Source organism: Prosthecochloris marina (assembly GCF_003182595.1).
Lineage (GTDB): Bacteria > Bacteroidota > Chlorobiia > Chlorobiales > Chlorobiaceae > Prosthecochloris > Prosthecochloris marina.
The window spans coordinates 1-15,104 of record NZ_PDNZ01000008.1; the positions used below are offsets into that span (position 1 = coordinate 1).

At 47.7% G+C, this 15,104-nt stretch carries 16 protein-coding genes, 1 tRNA gene and 1 other RNA gene; 5 read left to right on the forward strand and 13 right to left on the reverse strand.

Annotation, left to right across the window (positions count from 1 at the left end; all coding sequences use genetic code 11):
* Positions 1-172 precede the first annotated feature (172 nt).
* From CR164_RS10790 to CR164_RS10800, 3 genes are all read right to left on the reverse strand, one after another.
* Positions 173-1,159 (reverse strand): dihydroorotate dehydrogenase-like protein, encoded by a 987-nt coding sequence (locus CR164_RS10790; protein ID WP_110024011.1) that lies wholly within the window; start codon positions 1,157-1,159, stop codon positions 173-175.
* A gap of 217 nt (positions 1,160-1,376) precedes the next feature.
* Positions 1,377-2,834 (reverse strand): alkaline phosphatase, encoded by a 1,458-nt coding sequence (locus CR164_RS10795; protein WP_239994539.1) that lies wholly within the window; start codon positions 2,832-2,834, stop codon positions 1,377-1,379.
* Positions 2,835-3,101: 267 nt separating this feature from the next.
* Positions 3,102-3,860, reverse strand: a complete 759-nt coding sequence (locus CR164_RS10800; RefSeq protein WP_110024013.1) for an alpha/beta hydrolase — start codon at positions 3,858-3,860, stop codon at positions 3,102-3,104.
* 172 nt (positions 3,861-4,032) lie between these two features.
* Here CR164_RS10800 and CR164_RS10805 point away from each other — a divergent pair, with 172 nt between their 5' ends.
* Together CR164_RS10805 and CR164_RS10810 are read left to right on the forward strand one after the other, a co-directional pair.
* On the forward strand, positions 4,033-4,626 hold the full coding sequence (locus CR164_RS10805; RefSeq protein WP_239994540.1) for a septal ring lytic transglycosylase RlpA family protein: 594 nt from the start codon (positions 4,033-4,035) through the stop codon (positions 4,624-4,626).
* Between the two features lie 33 nt (positions 4,627-4,659).
* Positions 4,660-4,983, forward strand: coding sequence for an MGMT family protein (locus tag CR164_RS10810; RefSeq protein WP_110024014.1), 324 nt, complete (start codon positions 4,660-4,662; stop codon positions 4,981-4,983).
* Here CR164_RS10810 and fsa read toward each other — a convergent pair.
* The 3 genes from fsa to ffs form a co-directional block, all read right to left on the reverse strand.
* Positions 4,970-5,641, reverse strand: coding sequence for a fructose-6-phosphate aldolase (gene fsa / locus CR164_RS10815; protein ID WP_110024015.1), 672 nt, complete (start codon positions 5,639-5,641; stop codon positions 4,970-4,972). The genes CR164_RS10810 and fsa overlap by 14 nt on opposite strands.
* A 134-nt stretch (positions 5,642-5,775) precedes the next feature.
* A complete protein-coding gene (locus tag CR164_RS10820; protein ID WP_110024016.1) occupies positions 5,776-6,834 on the reverse strand; it encodes a 1,9-bis(guanidino)-5-aza-nonane synthase in 1,059 nt (352 codons plus the stop codon).
* 199 nt (positions 6,835-7,033) lie between these two features.
* Positions 7,034-7,132: signal recognition particle sRNA small type (ffs, locus tag CR164_RS10825), an RNA gene on the reverse strand.
* Positions 7,133-7,350: 218 nt separating this feature from the next.
* Between ffs and trpS the strand changes: the two genes are divergently transcribed.
* Genes trpS through argS form a run of 3 tightly spaced genes read left to right on the forward strand, consistent with a single transcriptional unit; the run spans position 7,351 to position 10,779 of the window.
* A complete protein-coding gene (trpS, locus tag CR164_RS10830) occupies positions 7,351-8,373 on the forward strand; it encodes a tryptophan--tRNA ligase (RefSeq protein WP_110024017.1) in 1,023 nt (340 codons plus the stop codon).
* A 15-nt stretch (positions 8,374-8,388) separates the two neighbouring features.
* Complete coding sequence (locus tag CR164_RS10835; RefSeq protein ID WP_110024018.1) at positions 8,389-9,105, forward strand: HAD family hydrolase; 717 nt, start codon at positions 8,389-8,391, stop codon at positions 9,103-9,105.
* 18 nt (positions 9,106-9,123) lie between these two features.
* A complete protein-coding gene (gene argS / locus CR164_RS10840) occupies positions 9,124-10,779 on the forward strand; it encodes an arginine--tRNA ligase (protein WP_110024019.1) in 1,656 nt (551 codons plus the stop codon).
* Positions 10,780-10,824: 45 nt separating this feature from the next.
* Here argS and nadD read toward each other — a convergent pair whose 3' ends face one another.
* The 7 genes from nadD to CR164_RS10875 form a co-directional block, all read right to left on the reverse strand.
* On the reverse strand, positions 10,825-11,421 hold the full coding sequence (nadD, locus tag CR164_RS10845; protein ID WP_110024020.1) for a nicotinate (nicotinamide) nucleotide adenylyltransferase: 597 nt from the start codon (positions 11,419-11,421) through the stop codon (positions 10,825-10,827).
* Positions 11,422-11,433: 12 nt separating this feature from the next.
* A complete protein-coding gene (locus CR164_RS10850; protein ID WP_110024021.1) occupies positions 11,434-12,333 on the reverse strand; it encodes an outer membrane protein assembly factor BamD in 900 nt (299 codons plus the stop codon).
* Positions 12,334-12,684: 351 nt separating this feature from the next.
* A complete protein-coding gene (locus CR164_RS10855; protein ID WP_110024117.1) occupies positions 12,685-12,936 on the reverse strand; it encodes a YgaP family membrane protein in 252 nt (83 codons plus the stop codon).
* 211 nt (positions 12,937-13,147) lie between these two features.
* Entirely contained in the window at positions 13,148-13,588 is a 441-nt protein-coding gene (locus CR164_RS10860; RefSeq protein WP_110024022.1) for a DsrE family protein, read from the reverse strand.
* A gap of 152 nt (positions 13,589-13,740) precedes the next feature.
* Positions 13,741-13,816, reverse strand: a tRNA-Ala gene (locus CR164_RS10865).
* Between the two features lie 146 nt (positions 13,817-13,962).
* Positions 13,963-14,502: an ATP synthase F1 subunit delta gene (gene atpH, locus CR164_RS10870; RefSeq protein ID WP_110024023.1), complete on the reverse strand. Its 540-nt coding sequence runs from the start codon at positions 14,500-14,502 to the stop codon at positions 13,963-13,965.
* 13 nt (positions 14,503-14,515) lie between these two features.
* Positions 14,516-15,043 (reverse strand): F0F1 ATP synthase subunit B, encoded by a 528-nt coding sequence (locus CR164_RS10875; protein ID WP_110024024.1) that lies wholly within the window; start codon positions 15,041-15,043, stop codon positions 14,516-14,518.
* Positions 15,044-15,104 lie beyond the last annotated feature (61 nt).

Consider the following 15,104-nt stretch of genomic DNA (forward strand, 5'->3'; position numbering starts at 1 on the left):
GTTCCCTGCTGAACTGGAATCGTTCATCTCCAAGGTTATCGATCAGCTGCAGAGTCCTCGTCTGGCTTCTAACTAACTCCGCTCTCCTTCTCTTCGCTTCTTCGGCTTTCGTTTCTTCACAGGGGTCCTGGCATGTTCCGGGGCCTTTGTGCTTTAGAACCGAACATGAAGCTCACGATATTCCGCTGAAATATTTCATGAACTGTACCCGCTCATAGGCCGCAGGGTTGTCTGCTCTCCCGAGGCTCATCTTGCCGACAACCTCGTCGAGAGATGAGAAACCGTGCCGTTCCATGTAGTCATGCAACTCTTGAAGCATCGTACCGATTGCAGCGTATCCTTTCCGGTACAGCACCGAGGCGATCTGGCCGGCTTTTGCTCCGGCAAGAAGCTGTTTTATCAAAGCTTCTCCATTATGAATTCCTGTCGAAGCGGCTATATCACAGGGAGTTCTGGAAGAAAGCATAGCCACCCAGCGTAGTGAAATCGCAAGCTCTTCCGGGGAACTGAAAACATGCGAACTTTTCACATCGAATGTTTCAATGTCGATATCGGGAGAAAAGAACCTGTTGAACATCACGAGCCCTTTCGTACCGGTAGCGGCAATTTTTCCTACCATGTTGGCAAGCCCGGAAAAATAATAGCTTATTTTAGCTGCAACCGGAATACTGACCTGCCTTGTTACTTTTTCGAGCACATCGAGATACACCTGCTCGTTCTGCCCACCGTCCTTGCGAGGATCCGAAGGAAGCAGGAAAATGTTGAGTTCGAGCCCGTCAGCTCCAGCCCTCTGTATTTGGGAAGCAAACTCCGTCCATTCCGATGCGGAGACACAGTTGATGCTTGCAATGACAGGAATATCTACGGCCCCCTTGCACCCGCTTATAAGATCGAGATAGTGCTTGAGATCGTTCCCGCGGGTATAGCTGTGAATGTAGTCTTCGGCCTGAGCGTAATAATACAGCTGTTCATTGGTCTGGATGGTGTATCCCGATTCATGATGAATCTGTTCCTCGAAAAGCGATTTCAACACAACCGCACCTGCACCGGCCTCAGCTGCCTTACAGACACTTTCAACCGATTCCGTCATACCTGAACTACCTACAATCAAAGGGTTCGTCAGCTTCAACCCCATATATGCCGTCGATACATCAGCCATATTTCCTCCAGCGATTCTTTTTGTTAATACCTGAACCGAACGGTCCCAGCATGTTCGGCAACCAACCCTGGCTTGGGCAGTGACACGTTTAAGCACTCCTGCTGAATTCAGCAGTTCTCCAAAAGATAGTGACTATTTTACTATGAAATAAGCCTTTTGCCTTTCTCCAACCCGCCAACAAAGTACTCGTGGCGCACAGGACCTCGATATCGATGTCTCAAGGCTGGAGTTCGGCAACTTTGATAATCTTCTTTGCAATATCCGTATTGTCATAAATCCCGCAAAACTCACGGGCACCTTGGCCAATAGCGAAAACCGGTACCGGCAGAGCCGTATGCTTTCCGGTTGTCCACCCGATACCGGCTTTGTGGTTCAGCAGCTTCGTAAGCGATACGGTCAATGGGTCCCCTTCACCATATTTTTGACCAACGTTTTGACCGGTCATACTCGCAGTATAGGCCTGCCTCAGAGCCATTTTTTCCTCGGAGGTCAAGACAAGTGCCGAATCAAGCTGCACATTGCCAAGACCGAAATACACTTTGGCGCTGTCGAGAGCCATTGAAAAACTGACGTTTTTCCTCTCAGTCCATTGGGCAACCTTGCCGGCAAAAACCTGCGCGGAAAGTTTCTGACTGAGCAGAAGACCGATATCGCTCTCATATGCCTTATCAGCATATCCGAGAGCCAGACCACCGCATTCATGATCCGCTGTAACCACGATCAGCGTTTCTGCGGGATGCTCATGATAAAACTCGAGAGCTTCTGCTATTGCCAGGTCAAAATCAACAACTTCATGGGCCACGGTAGCGGCATCGTTGGCATGGCTCGCCCAATCTATCTTCCCCCCCTCGACCATTAGGAAAAAGCCCTGGTCGTTGTCCAGAAGCCTGATGCCATTTCTTGTGAAATCAGCAAGTGTGAGGTCATCGGGAGCCCTGTCAATGGCATACTCGAGGGCACCCGATCCATCGAAGTTCTCGAATGCCCAGTATTTTTGGCCTGGCACCGCCTTGCCGAGAGCTTCCCACCCTCGGATAACGTTATAACCGCTGTCCTGCATGATTGTGATCAGCTTGCCGAGCGGCTTTCCGTCTTCAAGATCTGCACGGGCGTACCCCCCTCCAAAATAATCAAAACCGCTCGATGCCATCTGAACGGCAATGTCGGAATACATGCTTCTGTTGTCTGCATGGGCATAAAAACAAGCAGGTGTTGCATGGTCGATGCTGACGCTTGAAACTATCCCAACCCGCATCCCATTATCTCTCGACATCTCAGCAATGGTTTTCAGGTTCTCTGAGTGGTTTCCGTTTTTCGCTATCGTGCCGATCGTGGTTTTGCGCCCTGTTGCGAGAGCGGTTCCTGCTGCTGCCGAACCGGTGATGTAGCGGTTTTCCGCATGAGTCGAAGCCATTCCCGAAACAGGCAAGGTAGTCATCCAAAGCACCTGATCATCTTCAAGAACGGCATCGGCTATCTTGACATGCGCCATTCCCATACCGTCACCGATGAAATAAAAAATATATTTGGGAATACCGGCGGCTTGTTTCACACTCTCCGGCTGCACCCTGCCTGCCGTACTGCAGGAAGCTGTAAAGAACATGGTGATGAGAACCAGTATGCCAGTCAACCGCCCCCCCAACATTTCCGACGAGCAGAGAAATCGTTTCATCATGTTTTAATAATAAAAATGGTTTGGCGCCAAGCCGAAAGCTCCGCCTTATCGTTAACGATACCGATGCGACTCACGCATTGAAAAAAAGCACATTTCAAGCAAGGCTGCAACCCTTGATTGAACGATAAAAACTCCTTGCAGGGAAACAGTATTTAAGAAAAGAAAACGAATTGTACCTCTTTACCGTCCAGGAAGATCGGTCAAAGAGTGAAAATAGAACGCAAATGATATAATGCATCTTTCGAGAGAGAAAAAAATCCAATGGATCTATCCAGCAGTTTTACTGATGCGCGATTGTATGAAGTCGATGATAACATCGATAGCCCTCATTTTTTCACAATCGCAGAACATCTGGTGCTCCGAACGTTCGAGCCAGACAATATCCTTGTCTGAAGATGCTGTCGCCACTCCTTTAAAAGCAATATCCGAACTGTTCTGGGTAACCGTCTGATCATTGCGGTTATGGAGAATAAGCATCGGGCATCGAATATCGTGCAGGCGGGATTCGGTAAAGGATATCAAGTCAAAAAAAGACATGATCGCATCTGTCGGCGCCCAAAGATAATGCATTGAACGGCTTTTTTCATCATGATCACTGAGCGCAACACTGAGGTCCCAGCTTTTGATAAACGTCTTTAGCACAGGAGCGAGGAAGTGCAACGGCCGCCCTGGCCCCAGCATCGAGACCAAACGAAATGCCGGAGCTGCCAAAATAACTGAATCGAGCTGCCCCCCCTGGTATTTCGTTGCAAGATTGAGCGCAATGAGAGCTCCCATGCTATGCCCGATAACAAAAATCTTATCGACTTTTTCCGATAACTCATGAAAAGCGGCTTCAGCATCCTGCATCCAGTCCCGCCATGTTACTCCACGAAGCTTTTCCGGAGATGATTCACCATGCCCTTTGAGAATCGGTACGCTGACATGAAGACCCAGCTTTTCAAGAGGCTCAACAAGCGAGTTGACACTGTTGAGGGTCGCGGTGAAACCATGAACGATAAGAACTCCAAACGCATCCTTTTTCATGAAAACTCCTCAACTCGTTGCGTGATCAGATACCTATATAATAACATCATTCCGTGCCTTATATTCAAACCTTTGCGGAACGGAGCCTTCCCAACCGCATGGAAAATATCATCCCTTTTCGCTATTTTTTACTAGTGGAGAACCTTACTTGTAACCGTTATTGGATGAGCTTGTGGTAAAATTGCATCTACGCCTGCTTCTATGGGTAACGCTTGTATCCACGCTGAACGCATGTTCAGTTGTAAAAACCACGGCAAAAGCCGCCTATTCGGTTGGAAAATTCGCGGTTGAGACCGTGGTGTCCCCTTTTACCCATGATGAAATCGAATCGATCGACGGGCTTTCCCCGGAAGAAGCGATCAGGCAGGGACGTGTGAAAAACGCCCCCTATGTGGTCTATGGTAAAACCTATGTCCCGATGAGTGTCGAGGAATCGAGAAATTACAAGGAAAAAGGAATAGCATCATGGTATGGTGAAGAAACCCGAAAAAAAGATGGCGGCAAAATCACCGCCAATGGAGAAAAGTTCGACCCCGACAAATTGAGCGCTGCCCATAAATACCTGCCGCTGCCTATCAACGTCCGCGTCACCAATCTCGAAACAAAACGGTCAATCATCGTAAGGGTTAATGATCGTGGACCTTTCGCACACGAGCGGATAATCGACCTGAGCGCTGGCGCAGCCAAAAAGCTCGGTTTTTATGAAAAAGGCACTGCCATGGTCTCGGTCGAAGTTGTTTCCTTGACTGCTGATACCGGGACCTGACAGTTACAATAACCGGTTTTCACTTACCCTTCCATGACAACCGAAAAGACATTTTATGAGCAGGTTTACGACCTCGTTCGACAGATTCCGGAAGGATATGTCTCCACTTACGGCATCATTGCAGAGCAGATAAGCCTCCGTTCAGCGGCAAGAATGGTCGGCTGGGCACTCAACAATGCCAACATTGCCACTGTTCCCGCCCACAGAGTTGTCAACCGCAACGGAGAACTTACAGGTAAAGGTCACTTCTTTACTCCGGATACCATGCGGCAGATGCTTGAAACCGAAGGCGTAACATTCAGGCCCGACGGATCGGTAGACCTTGACCGGCACCTTTTTCGCTTCAGTCATTCCTGATAACGACCGCATCTTCCATGAACCGCTTGAGGCCATTATCGGTCAGAGGATGCTTTGCAAGCTGCCCGATAACGCTGAACGGTATGGTTGCGACGTCAGCCCCGATCAAGGCAGCCTCGACAACATGTTGTGGATGACGAACGCTTGCAACGAGCACTTCCGTGGGATACCTGTAGTTCTCGTAAATTCTGACAATCTGCTCGACAAGCGCCATACCCTCCGTGCTGATATCATCGAGACGTCCGACAAACGGGCTGACGTACGACGCCCCGGCCTTGGCAGCAAGAATAGCCTGGGTGGGTGAAAAAACAAGTGTCGCATTGATTCTGATACCGTTTCCGGACAAATGGCGCATAGCTTTGAGGCCCTCGATCGTCAGCGGACATTTGACCACCACATTCTCGTCAATCGAGGCAAGCTCCTCACCCTGAGCGATCATCTCATCGGCAGTAAGCGTTGTAACCTCAGCACTTACCGGACCACCGACAATATCACAGATCTTTGCAATATGGTTCTTGAAGTCCTCGTAGGTAAAATTATCAGGATCCTGCACGATTTTAGCCACAAGGGATGGATTGGTGGTCACACCGTCGAGAACCCCCAGATCGTTGGCCGCCTTGATTTCATCAAGATTAGCTGTGTCAATAAAAAATTTCATCTCCGGCTCCGTTATGTATTCTTGAATTAAGTATAAACAGTTTTATTGCAAACCTTCGCAAATCCGGGCTGTAACGATACTTGTCCCTGTGCCTGGCATGCGACAATGATGCAACAAATCAAACGCTCTAAAAATTAACAACTTTTCACTCTTTCCGTCTCTTCGGCAAGAAGGGCATTGAAGTTTCTCGGTTTACGGGCCGTCCAGCCTTTCTTGTGATACGCATAGCCGGCCAACAGCGGTAAGGCAATGGTCGCTTCTGAAAAAATCATCTGCTCGAATACAGTATCGACCTTACCCCAGGAACTGGCTTCCTTCAGTGTCGAACCCGACAGCCCCCCGTCACGCTCATCGGCAACGGTGACCTGAATGGCATAGGTGTGCATCGACACCTCTTCATAACCCAACACTTCGGCAGCCACAACGATATCCTGGGTAAAGTTTTTCGGAACTCCACCACCCAGCATAAAGATTCCGGTTTTATCATTCGCTATCTTGATTCTGGTCAACTCACGAAAATCCTTTACGGAATCAATGGACACCTGTTCACCGGGGTTGTTCCACTGGTGATGAACAAGGCCGAAACCTGCCGAACAGTCCGAAAACGCCGGCACAAAAATCGGCACACCCTTTTCAAAAGACTTATAGACAATCGAGTTCCGGTCATGGTTCTTTTCGGCGATATAACGGCCCATCTCCATGATAAACTCCCTTGAAGAATATGCCCCCGGTTTCATGGAATTGGCGATAAGAGCCATGGTATCGTCACAGATTCTAAGCTCATCCTCATCGATATAGGTATCGTAAATGCGATCGATATGCAGTTCCCTGAGAACGGCATCGTCTGCAAAGGGATCTCCTTTGTAATGTTTGAATCCCAGTGCTTCGAAGAAATCCTGATCAACGATATTTGCGCCAGTGGAGACAATGACATCTATCATGTTGTGCTCGATCATATCGATAATGACCTGCTTGAGACCGGCACTGATAAGCGAACCGGCCAGTGTCAGAATCACCGCACACTCTTCATCCCGCTGCATCCTGTCAAGAATCGATGCCGCCCTGGCAAGGTTCCTGGCCTGAAACGCGGTATCCCCCATTTGCTCGATAAGCGGGACAACGTCAAACGACTTGATATCGATATGCCTGACCGGCTCTTTCAGCAGATCTTCCCTTGTTGTGTTTGTATGCATACTTTTTCTTCTTTTTCTGTTTTAAACATCTGTACACCCTCTGACCTGCCTCTTCACGATAAACGCATCTCGTCCCCGAAGGGTGGAGAACCCTCACCGACAAAAACACGCCAACGACAACAGCGAATTCCAATGGAGGAAAAATAAATAAAAAGTTTTTCAGGAAAAGCGAATGCTAACGATGGATGAGAACAAAAAAAGAGAGCAAGCTTACTATATCACACATTCAAATTACCGGATGCTGCTTCCTTCCGGACCTGACATGGTTGGGCAACCGAATGTTGTATAGGACTTGCTCTCAAACTCTCTCGTTATGTGAAGGGCTGTAAATATAGCACGAAAAAACCATTTCACACAAATAAAAATCAGATAAATCCCGTTTGATCCCGACAAACCTCTTTTATCTTTCTGGCAACTGTTATAAATTCCAGTGCATTTAACAGAACTGACAGCCTGAGCTTACGGACTGGATCATGCGCTCGGCGTATGCTCCGATTATGAGATATAGGTAGAATTATGGGTCAAAAAAGAATCTTAAGCGGTATGCGCCCGACCGGAAAGCTGCATTTGGGTCATTACACCGGTGCACTTGAAAACTGGGTCGCAAGACAAGACGAGCTCGATACCGGCGGGAAAAGAGTGTTTGAAACTTATTTCCTGATAGCCGACTATCACAGCCTTACAACATCGCTTGAAACTGCTGATATTTTTGACTGTACCATCGACATGGTAACGGACTGGCTTGCTGCAGGCGTTGATCCTGAAAAAAGTCCAATTTTCAGGCAATCCAGGGTGAAACAGCATACCGAACTTTTCCTGATCTATGCGATGCTCATCACTGCTTCGAGGCTTGAACGAAACCCGACTCTCAAAGATCAGGTAAGGGACCTCAATATGGAAGCGATTTCCTATGGGCATTTAGGCTACCCTGTTCTTCAGGCTGCAGACATTCTGCTTTATAAGGGAAACATCGTTCCGGTGGGTGAGGACCAGTTACCACACGTTGAAATAACCCGAGAGATTGCACGGCGTTTCAACAAACAGTATCAACATCCTGAACTTGGAGATGTTTTTGAGGAACCGGAACCCAAAATCACAAAATTCTCACGCCTTGCAGGCCTCGATGGAAAAATGAAGATGTCAAAATCCCTTGGTAATACCATCTTCCTGTCAGACTCACCTGAAGAAGTGCAGAAAAAACTGCGCAAGGCTGTAACCGATACGCAGAAGATCAGAAAAAACGACCCCGGACGTCCGGAAGTATGCACCGTTTTCAGTTATCACTGCAAGTTTTCAGATCCGCAGAGGGTTGAGCAAATTGAACGGGATTGCAGATCGGGTGCGCTCGGCTGCGTTGATTGCAAAAAGCTGTGCGCCACAGCCATTTCTGAAGAATTAGCCCCGATTCTCGAAAAAAGATCAGAATATGTTACCCAACCCGATATGGTGAAAGAGATACTCCTGACCGGTGAAAACCGTGCCCGCATGGTTGCAGAAGAAACTATGAGCCAAGTCAGGGAAGCGATGAATATAGGCTGAGATAACAATAAACAAATGACAGGAATCAACAGCGTGCAACACAACGATACATTTGCATTCATTTTCGACATGGATGGCGTTCTCGTCGACAACATGCATATGCATGCCCGTTCATGGGTGGAACTTTTTCAAGATTACGGACTTGAAGGCCTCGATCCCGATCGTTACCTCCGCGAAACTGCAGGTATGAAAGGCCTCGATGTTCTTCGTCATTTTCTCGACAAAGACATAACACCTGAAAAGGCCGAACAGCTCACGGAGCTGAAGGATTTTCTTTACCGCTTCATGTACAGAGATGAAATCCGCCCGATTGAAGGACTCGAAGTGTTTCTCGACAAAGCTGAATCAATGAAGATCAAACTTGGAGTCGGCACGGGTGCAGGAGCGAGAAACATCGAATACACACTTGGCATTCCCGGCCTGAAAAACCGCTTCAATGCTGTCGTTGGATCACATCAGGTACGCTATGGAAAACCCCATCCTGACATTTTTCTGCGCGTTGCGGAACTCCTCGAAACCGAACCGTCCAGGTGCATTGTTTTCGAAGATGCTCTGCCCGGTCTCGAAGCAGCTTATGCTGCCGGCATGAAAAGCATTGCACTTACAACGACAAATCCCGCTGAAATCATGCGGGACCGTCCAGGCGTCATGGCTGTCATCGATGATTTTACAGCCCTTTCTCCAGAGAAAATCCTTGAAAAATCCTGTATTGCACAACCATCAGCAAGCTAAGGCAACAACACTTTTGACATGCGGGAATATTTTATAGAACACATACGAACAGCCCTGAAAACAGCAGGCATCGCAACAGAAAAAGATATTCAGATAGAAAAACCGGCAGACAACAAGTTCGGAGACTTTTCAACGAATATCGCCCTCGTGCTTGCTAAAGAGTGTAGAAAAAACCCTCGCCAGCTTTCCCAAGAGATCACCGAACAACTTTCCTTCAAGCCGGGAACTGTCCGGAAAACGGAAATCGCCGGCCCGGGGTTCATTAACTTTTACCTTGAACCTGCATTCATCATGCAGTTGCTCGAACAAGCCATCACCGAAGGCGATGGATTCGGGCAGAGCCTTGTCGGGCAAGACAAAACAGCCATTGTCGAGTATGTCAGCGCAAATCCGACAGGACCGCTCACTATAGGCCGGGGAAGAGGTGGCGTACTCGGAGACTGTATAGCCAACATCCTCGAAGCACAGGGATACACCGTCACCAGGGAATACTATTTCAACGACGCTGGCAGGCAAATGACAATTCTTGCCGAATCGGTCCGTTTTCGTTACCTCGAGCTTTGCGGAGAGGTGATCGATTTCCCTGAAACCCATTATCAAGGCAGCTATATCAAAGTTATTGCCGAAAAGCTCTTTGAAAAACAAGGCAAAGCTCTACTCAAAACAGACGATCTCGCTCCGTTCAAGCAAACTGCTGAAACCTATATTTTCACCCATATCAAAAGCACGCTTCACCGCTTGGACATAACCCATGACAGTTACTTCAACGAGCACAAACTTTACCTGCCGGACGAGAGCGATAAATCGCCGAACCGGCAGGTGATCGACCTGCTCCGAGAAAAGGGGTACATTGACGAGTACGACGGAGCGACCTGGTTTACAACCTCGAAACTCGGACAGGAAAAAGACAAGGTTCTTGTCAAGTCAAGCGGAGAACCCAGTTACCGCCTTCCGGATATCGCCTATCATATCACGAAATTCAAACGGGGGTTTTCCGAAATCGTCAATATTTTCGGAGCCGATCATATCGATGAATATCCCGACATCATCGAAGCCTTGAGAATCCTTGGCTACGATACCGACCGTATTCGTGTCGCCATCAATCAGTTCGTAACCACGACCGTCAATGGTGAAACGGTCAAGATGTCAACCAGAAAAGGTAACGCTGACCTGCTGGACGACCTTATCGATGATGTCGGTGCCGATGCAACAAGGCTTTTCTTCATCATGCGCAGTAAAGATTCTCACCTGAATTTCGATGTAGAGCTGGCAAAAAAGCAGTCGAAAGACAACCCGGTCTTCTATCTCCAATACGCACATGCCCGGATTTGCAGCTTGCTTCGCATGGCCGAGCAGGAAGCCGGTTTTACCCTACCTGCCGAGGGAATGCAGCTCATGCGAAAAATGACCTCCGATCACGAAATCCGCCTCGGCTTCATGTTGCTTGAGTTTCCCGAAGTCATCGACGTCTGCGGAAGGTTTCTGGAGCCGCAGAAAATGGTCGAGTATCTGCATAGCGTAGCCGAACTGTATCACCGTTTCTATCAGGAATGCCCCATTCTCAAAGCAGAACCGGATATACGTACAGCAAGGCTCTTTCTCTCCGTTGCAACCCGGCAGGTTCTTCGCAACGGATTCAGAATACTGGGAATATCGGCACCGGAATCCATGTAAGGAAGAAATACAATGGCAAAATGGCAAACCTGAAGGCTGGCAGGCTTATTGTTCCGTAGACCTGTACAATCCTTCTTCAACAATGTATCGCCATATGGAGGACGGGACCTGTTGAGAGCAATCTTCTCCTGAAGCAATACGATCCCTTATGTCCGTTGAGGATAATGGAAGGTTGAAATTGATACGATGAAATTTTTGTTCGTGCAGCTTTTCGAGGCTGGCTTCTTCAGCCGCCGATTCCCTAGCGAAAACAACGATGTTGCAACGTCGGATCAACTCCTCCCACGACTTCCAGTGACGGAAGTTCCGGTAGTTATCCTCACCGATCAAAAGGGTTATATTCGGTGACGAGTAGATCTCTTCAAGATATGTCACGAGATCAATCGTATAGGAAGGATATGCACGGTCGACTTCCCAACTGCAAACTTCAGCGATAGCGCCGGTTCTGTTGACTGTTTCAGCCAGCAACCCGGCCATCCGCACCCGGTCCCTATCGGTTGATTGAGGACTCTCTTTCAACGGGTTGTTCGAGACAGAAATAACCAGCCGGTTTATCGGCAAGAGCTCCCTTGCATAAAGACACAGGGCAAGGTGACCATTATGCGGAGGGTCGAATGTTCCACCAAAAACAGCAAGTTGCACGGCTCCTGCACTCTATCCGTTCTCGAAATGCTCTACAATGCTGTCGCGATAATCCTCAACCTTTTCCATGTTTTCAGGAAACTGCTGATCATACGCATCGAGAGCTGCTTGCGCCTCAAACCATTTTTCTCTCTTTATAAGCACCCCGATCTTGCCGAACCACGCTTTTTCATAGTAGGTCGTATCGGGATAAAAACGGATAACATTGTCATAATATGCTATCGAACCGCGATATTTTTTAAGCTTCTGATATTGTTCGGCAATAGAATACTCGCTCAATGCAAGTTTCTCCCTGAGTTCACCAATGCTTGTGCTGCTTTCTGCGATTTTATCGAGTCTTGCATACTGAGCCTCGACAATAGCGAGATTTCTTTTATACAGATCATTCTCGGGATTAAGCGCCACAAGTTCCGTGTACATTTCGATATCACTTTGCAGTTGCTGAGGATCCCTGATAGGATACAGCTCCAGATAAAGCTGAAACTCACGGATGGCTTTTCTTGTATGTTCCTGATCCCGTGAAAAAGTCGGCGAAAGCTCTTTATGGGATTTCGCCAGTTTAAACTGCGAAGCCTCCGCATATGGCGAGCCCGGCGTCTGCTCAAGAAGTCTTGTGTAAATATCGACTGCGAGCAGAAACTGTTCAGAACTGTAGTAGGCGTTAGCAAGGGCAAAAAGAACGTCATCCTCGAGGGTCGTCGCTCTTGTATCGAACATCAGCGACTCCAGTTCGATGATAGCCTTGTCATAATCCTCTTTCGCAACAAGCTCCTGAGCATAGGCATATCGAACAGCAGCATCTCCATCCTTCGGCGGCTTTACCGAAGAGCATGCTGAAAACAATGTACCTGTAATCAGACATACCCCGGCGATCAGAGCCACTCGTTTAATCAGAAATCTCGAAACCGGCATAACACACTCCGTAAATAAACATAAAAATGTATGAAGTAAGAGAATAAGACTATTCGGCTTAAAATCAAAAGCCAACACGGCAAAGAGGCTGATTCAAAAGAACTGCATCACGACAATCGGTCACCGTACGTACGTTTCCGACAGAGAGTCATGCCGCCCCGTCACATAGAAGTTCGGATTTCACAGGAATAGCGGCATCGATACTGATTTTCTCTGGAAGATCGATCCCGGACCTGACCTGTACTATGGTTGTTTCGGATTTCACAGGTCAGACCCGAGGATGACAAAACTGCATAGAGACTCATTACTGAACGAATGAGACTGCCTCGATTTTTCCTTGCGGCAAAACTATCAGACAGGCATGCGTTTTTCCTGCTTGGCGGGCTTTACAGATGGGTCGAGATAGCCGCCAGTGGAGCCGTAACCGCCTGCAGTATTGAAGCCCATCAGGGGATAGAGCGGACAGAACCCCACGATTCCGGTAATCAATGGAACGAGACCGGTAAGCCACCACCAGCCCTGAAATACCAGTCCTGCTAAAAGCATTACAGAACCAAGAATGATTCTTACGTTTCTGTCAAGAACACCGATGTTTTTCTGCATGTTTTCAGGCTCCTCATTATTTAAGATGTTATTAAAAAACAAGTAGTGGAAAAATCTATTCCTGAAATTACAACCTGCAAGCTGTAATATCAAAAACCTCATATGATTTTTACCCCTGCTGCTCCCTGTCCGAACAGAACATGCTGACGGGAGCAACACTTATAACACTCTTGAATAATCAGGAACCGTACAACTTTTTCAACAATGACGTTTAAAAAGTAAAGAGTTTGATATCCTCTTCCCGAAGCTTTTCAGCAACTACAGGTGGTTTCGCGACAGTGACACCTTCGATGAGGTTATCCGGAGTAGCCCCTTTGTTAGGGAGAAAAAGCGGGCACACTTCAACAGTAACCCCTTTTTTAATGAGATTTTTCAGCAGCATTTGCGGTGACTTGTCCAGTGGCTTGACCATTGTCTGTTTGCTGTTTTTCATCGCAAGCTCTCCGCCTGGCCCACAGAGGAGCATACGAACGCTTTTCTTCTGTTCAACGGTCTGGGTTGAAAGCACCATCGCCATCATCTGAGTCTGAACATCTCCGGTGGTTACAACGACAAAAAGGCCTTTTGTATCATCTGAAGCCATCGCCTGAAGCGGCATCATGCTTGCAGCAAGCAAGAGAAATGCTGCAAGGGTTTTTCCAAATACACGCATAGTAATCGTTTCTTTTGGGGTTCATAAATGAAATAATAATGAAGCATGCCTCCGACAAAGAGCCGAAAGCGACGTAATATAGGGATAGTATCTTCCCAATAAAAGCAAAAAAGAAGAATGCATACGGGATATACCGGGAAAAACACGGCTGGTGGTGGAGCTTAGGGGAGTCGAACCCCTGACCTTCTCATTGCGAACGAGACGCTCTACCAACTGAGCTAAAGCCCCATGCAAGAGTTTTTACATGAAACCGGAAAGGATCATAGACAACGTTCGTTGTGCACCCTCTCCGATATCCGGTTCAAAAAAAAGCCTGCGTTGAAAAGCAGGCTTTTAAAAATCACGATATCTCTTTTCTTCCCGATCCCCCGGTATCATGCATTTTCGGTAAGAGCACTGTTGAGCTGCTGCAGCTGGTGTTTTACGCTGTTGTCAAGAATCGTGTCACCGATCTTTACGGTTACACCACCTAAAAGAGCTTTATCAAGAGACAATCTTGCCTTGACTTTCTTACCGGTATACTTTGCAAGTCCGTCGATCAGCTTTTTCGACTGTTCGTCGTCCAACTCGACTGCACTTGCGACATCAACGTTGACAATACCATCCCTTTCATCCTGCAGTGCGGAATACTCGTCGATAACATCCTGCAGTATCGATGCTCGTTTTTTTCTACAGAGCAGGTTGATGAACAACAACGTTTTTTCGCTCAGGCCACTGAAAACCTCTTTCAGAATACGGGCCTTGGTGTCCCCCTTGATAATAGGACTTTTCAACATCGTGACGAGGTCACGTGAATGATCAAGAGTCACGCGAATCACCTCGAGATCATTGGCGACCGCTTCAGCCAAACCACCCTCTTCAGCAACCTCGAGTAACGCTTTGGCATACCGCCTGCTCGCTATTGTACTTGACATTTTCAGGACCCTTTCAGTTACGGTTTTGCGACAGATCCTGAATCATGCTGTCAACAATTTTCTTTTGCTTTTCAGCATCCAGGTTCGCCATAATGATTTTTTCGGCACCTTTGACAGCAAGATCAGCAACCTCTGTTCTCAGCTCCATCAAAGCACGGCGCTTTTCCTGCTCGATTTCATCTTTTGCAGACGCTATCATTTTGGCAGCTTCCGTTTGAGCCTTTTCGGTGATTTCCGCACGGAGCTTGTCACCATACTCTTTTCCTTCCCTAACGATCTTTTCCGCTTCCGAATCCGCCTTAGCCAGAAGCGCCTTGTTTTTTCTCAGCACCTCTTCAGCTTCTTCTTTTGCCGTATGCGCTCGATCGATAGAATCCTGAATCCCTTTTTCTCTTTCCTCAAGAGCATTGAGCATCGGCACCCAGGTAAACTTTTTCAAAATGAAGAGCACGATAACGAACGTGACGGTCGTCCAGAAAATAAGCCCGGGATTAGGGTCGAGCAAGCCGCCGCTTAGCACTATAATTCCTGACGTAAGCATGGAATACTATTCTCCTTTACGATTGAATAAATCCGAAATGCGGCAAATCATTATAACAGCC

Excerpts from the sequence above, each read along its gene's own strand:
- CR164_RS10790 (WP_110024011.1), bottom strand. The coding sequence starts at position 1,159 with ATGGCTGATGTATCGACGGCATATATGGGGTTGAAGCTGACGAACCCT.
- CR164_RS10795 (WP_239994539.1), bottom strand. The coding sequence starts at position 2,834 with ATGATGAAACGATTTCTCTGCTCGTCGGAAATGTTGGGGGGGCGGTTG.
- CR164_RS10800 (WP_110024013.1), bottom strand. The coding sequence starts at position 3,860 with ATGAAAAAGGATGCGTTTGGAGTTCTTATCGTTCATGGTTTCACCGCG.
- CR164_RS10810 (WP_110024014.1), top strand. The coding sequence starts at position 4,660 with ATGACAACCGAAAAGACATTTTATGAGCAGGTTTACGACCTCGTTCGA.
- fsa (WP_110024015.1), bottom strand. The coding sequence starts at position 5,641 with ATGAAATTTTTTATTGACACAGCTAATCTTGATGAAATCAAGGCGGCC.
- CR164_RS10820 (WP_110024016.1), bottom strand. The coding sequence starts at position 6,834 with ATGCATACAAACACAACAAGGGAAGATCTGCTGAAAGAGCCGGTCAGG.
- trpS (WP_110024017.1), top strand. The coding sequence starts at position 7,351 with ATGGGTCAAAAAAGAATCTTAAGCGGTATGCGCCCGACCGGAAAGCTG.
- CR164_RS10835 (WP_110024018.1), top strand. The coding sequence starts at position 8,389 with ATGACAGGAATCAACAGCGTGCAACACAACGATACATTTGCATTCATT.
- argS (WP_110024019.1), top strand. The coding sequence starts at position 9,124 with ATGCGGGAATATTTTATAGAACACATACGAACAGCCCTGAAAACAGCA.
- CR164_RS10850 (WP_110024021.1), bottom strand. The coding sequence starts at position 12,333 with ATGCCGGTTTCGAGATTTCTGATTAAACGAGTGGCTCTGATCGCCGGG.
- CR164_RS10855 (WP_110024117.1), bottom strand. The coding sequence starts at position 12,936 with ATGCAGAAAAACATCGGTGTTCTTGACAGAAACGTAAGAATCATTCTT.
- CR164_RS10860 (WP_110024022.1), bottom strand. The coding sequence starts at position 13,588 with ATGCGTGTATTTGGAAAAACCCTTGCAGCATTTCTCTTGCTTGCTGCA.
- atpH (WP_110024023.1), bottom strand. The coding sequence starts at position 14,502 with ATGTCAAGTACAATAGCGAGCAGGCGGTATGCCAAAGCGTTACTCGAG.
- CR164_RS10875 (WP_110024024.1), bottom strand. The coding sequence starts at position 15,043 with ATGCTTACGTCAGGAATTATAGTGCTAAGCGGCGGCTTGCTCGACCCT.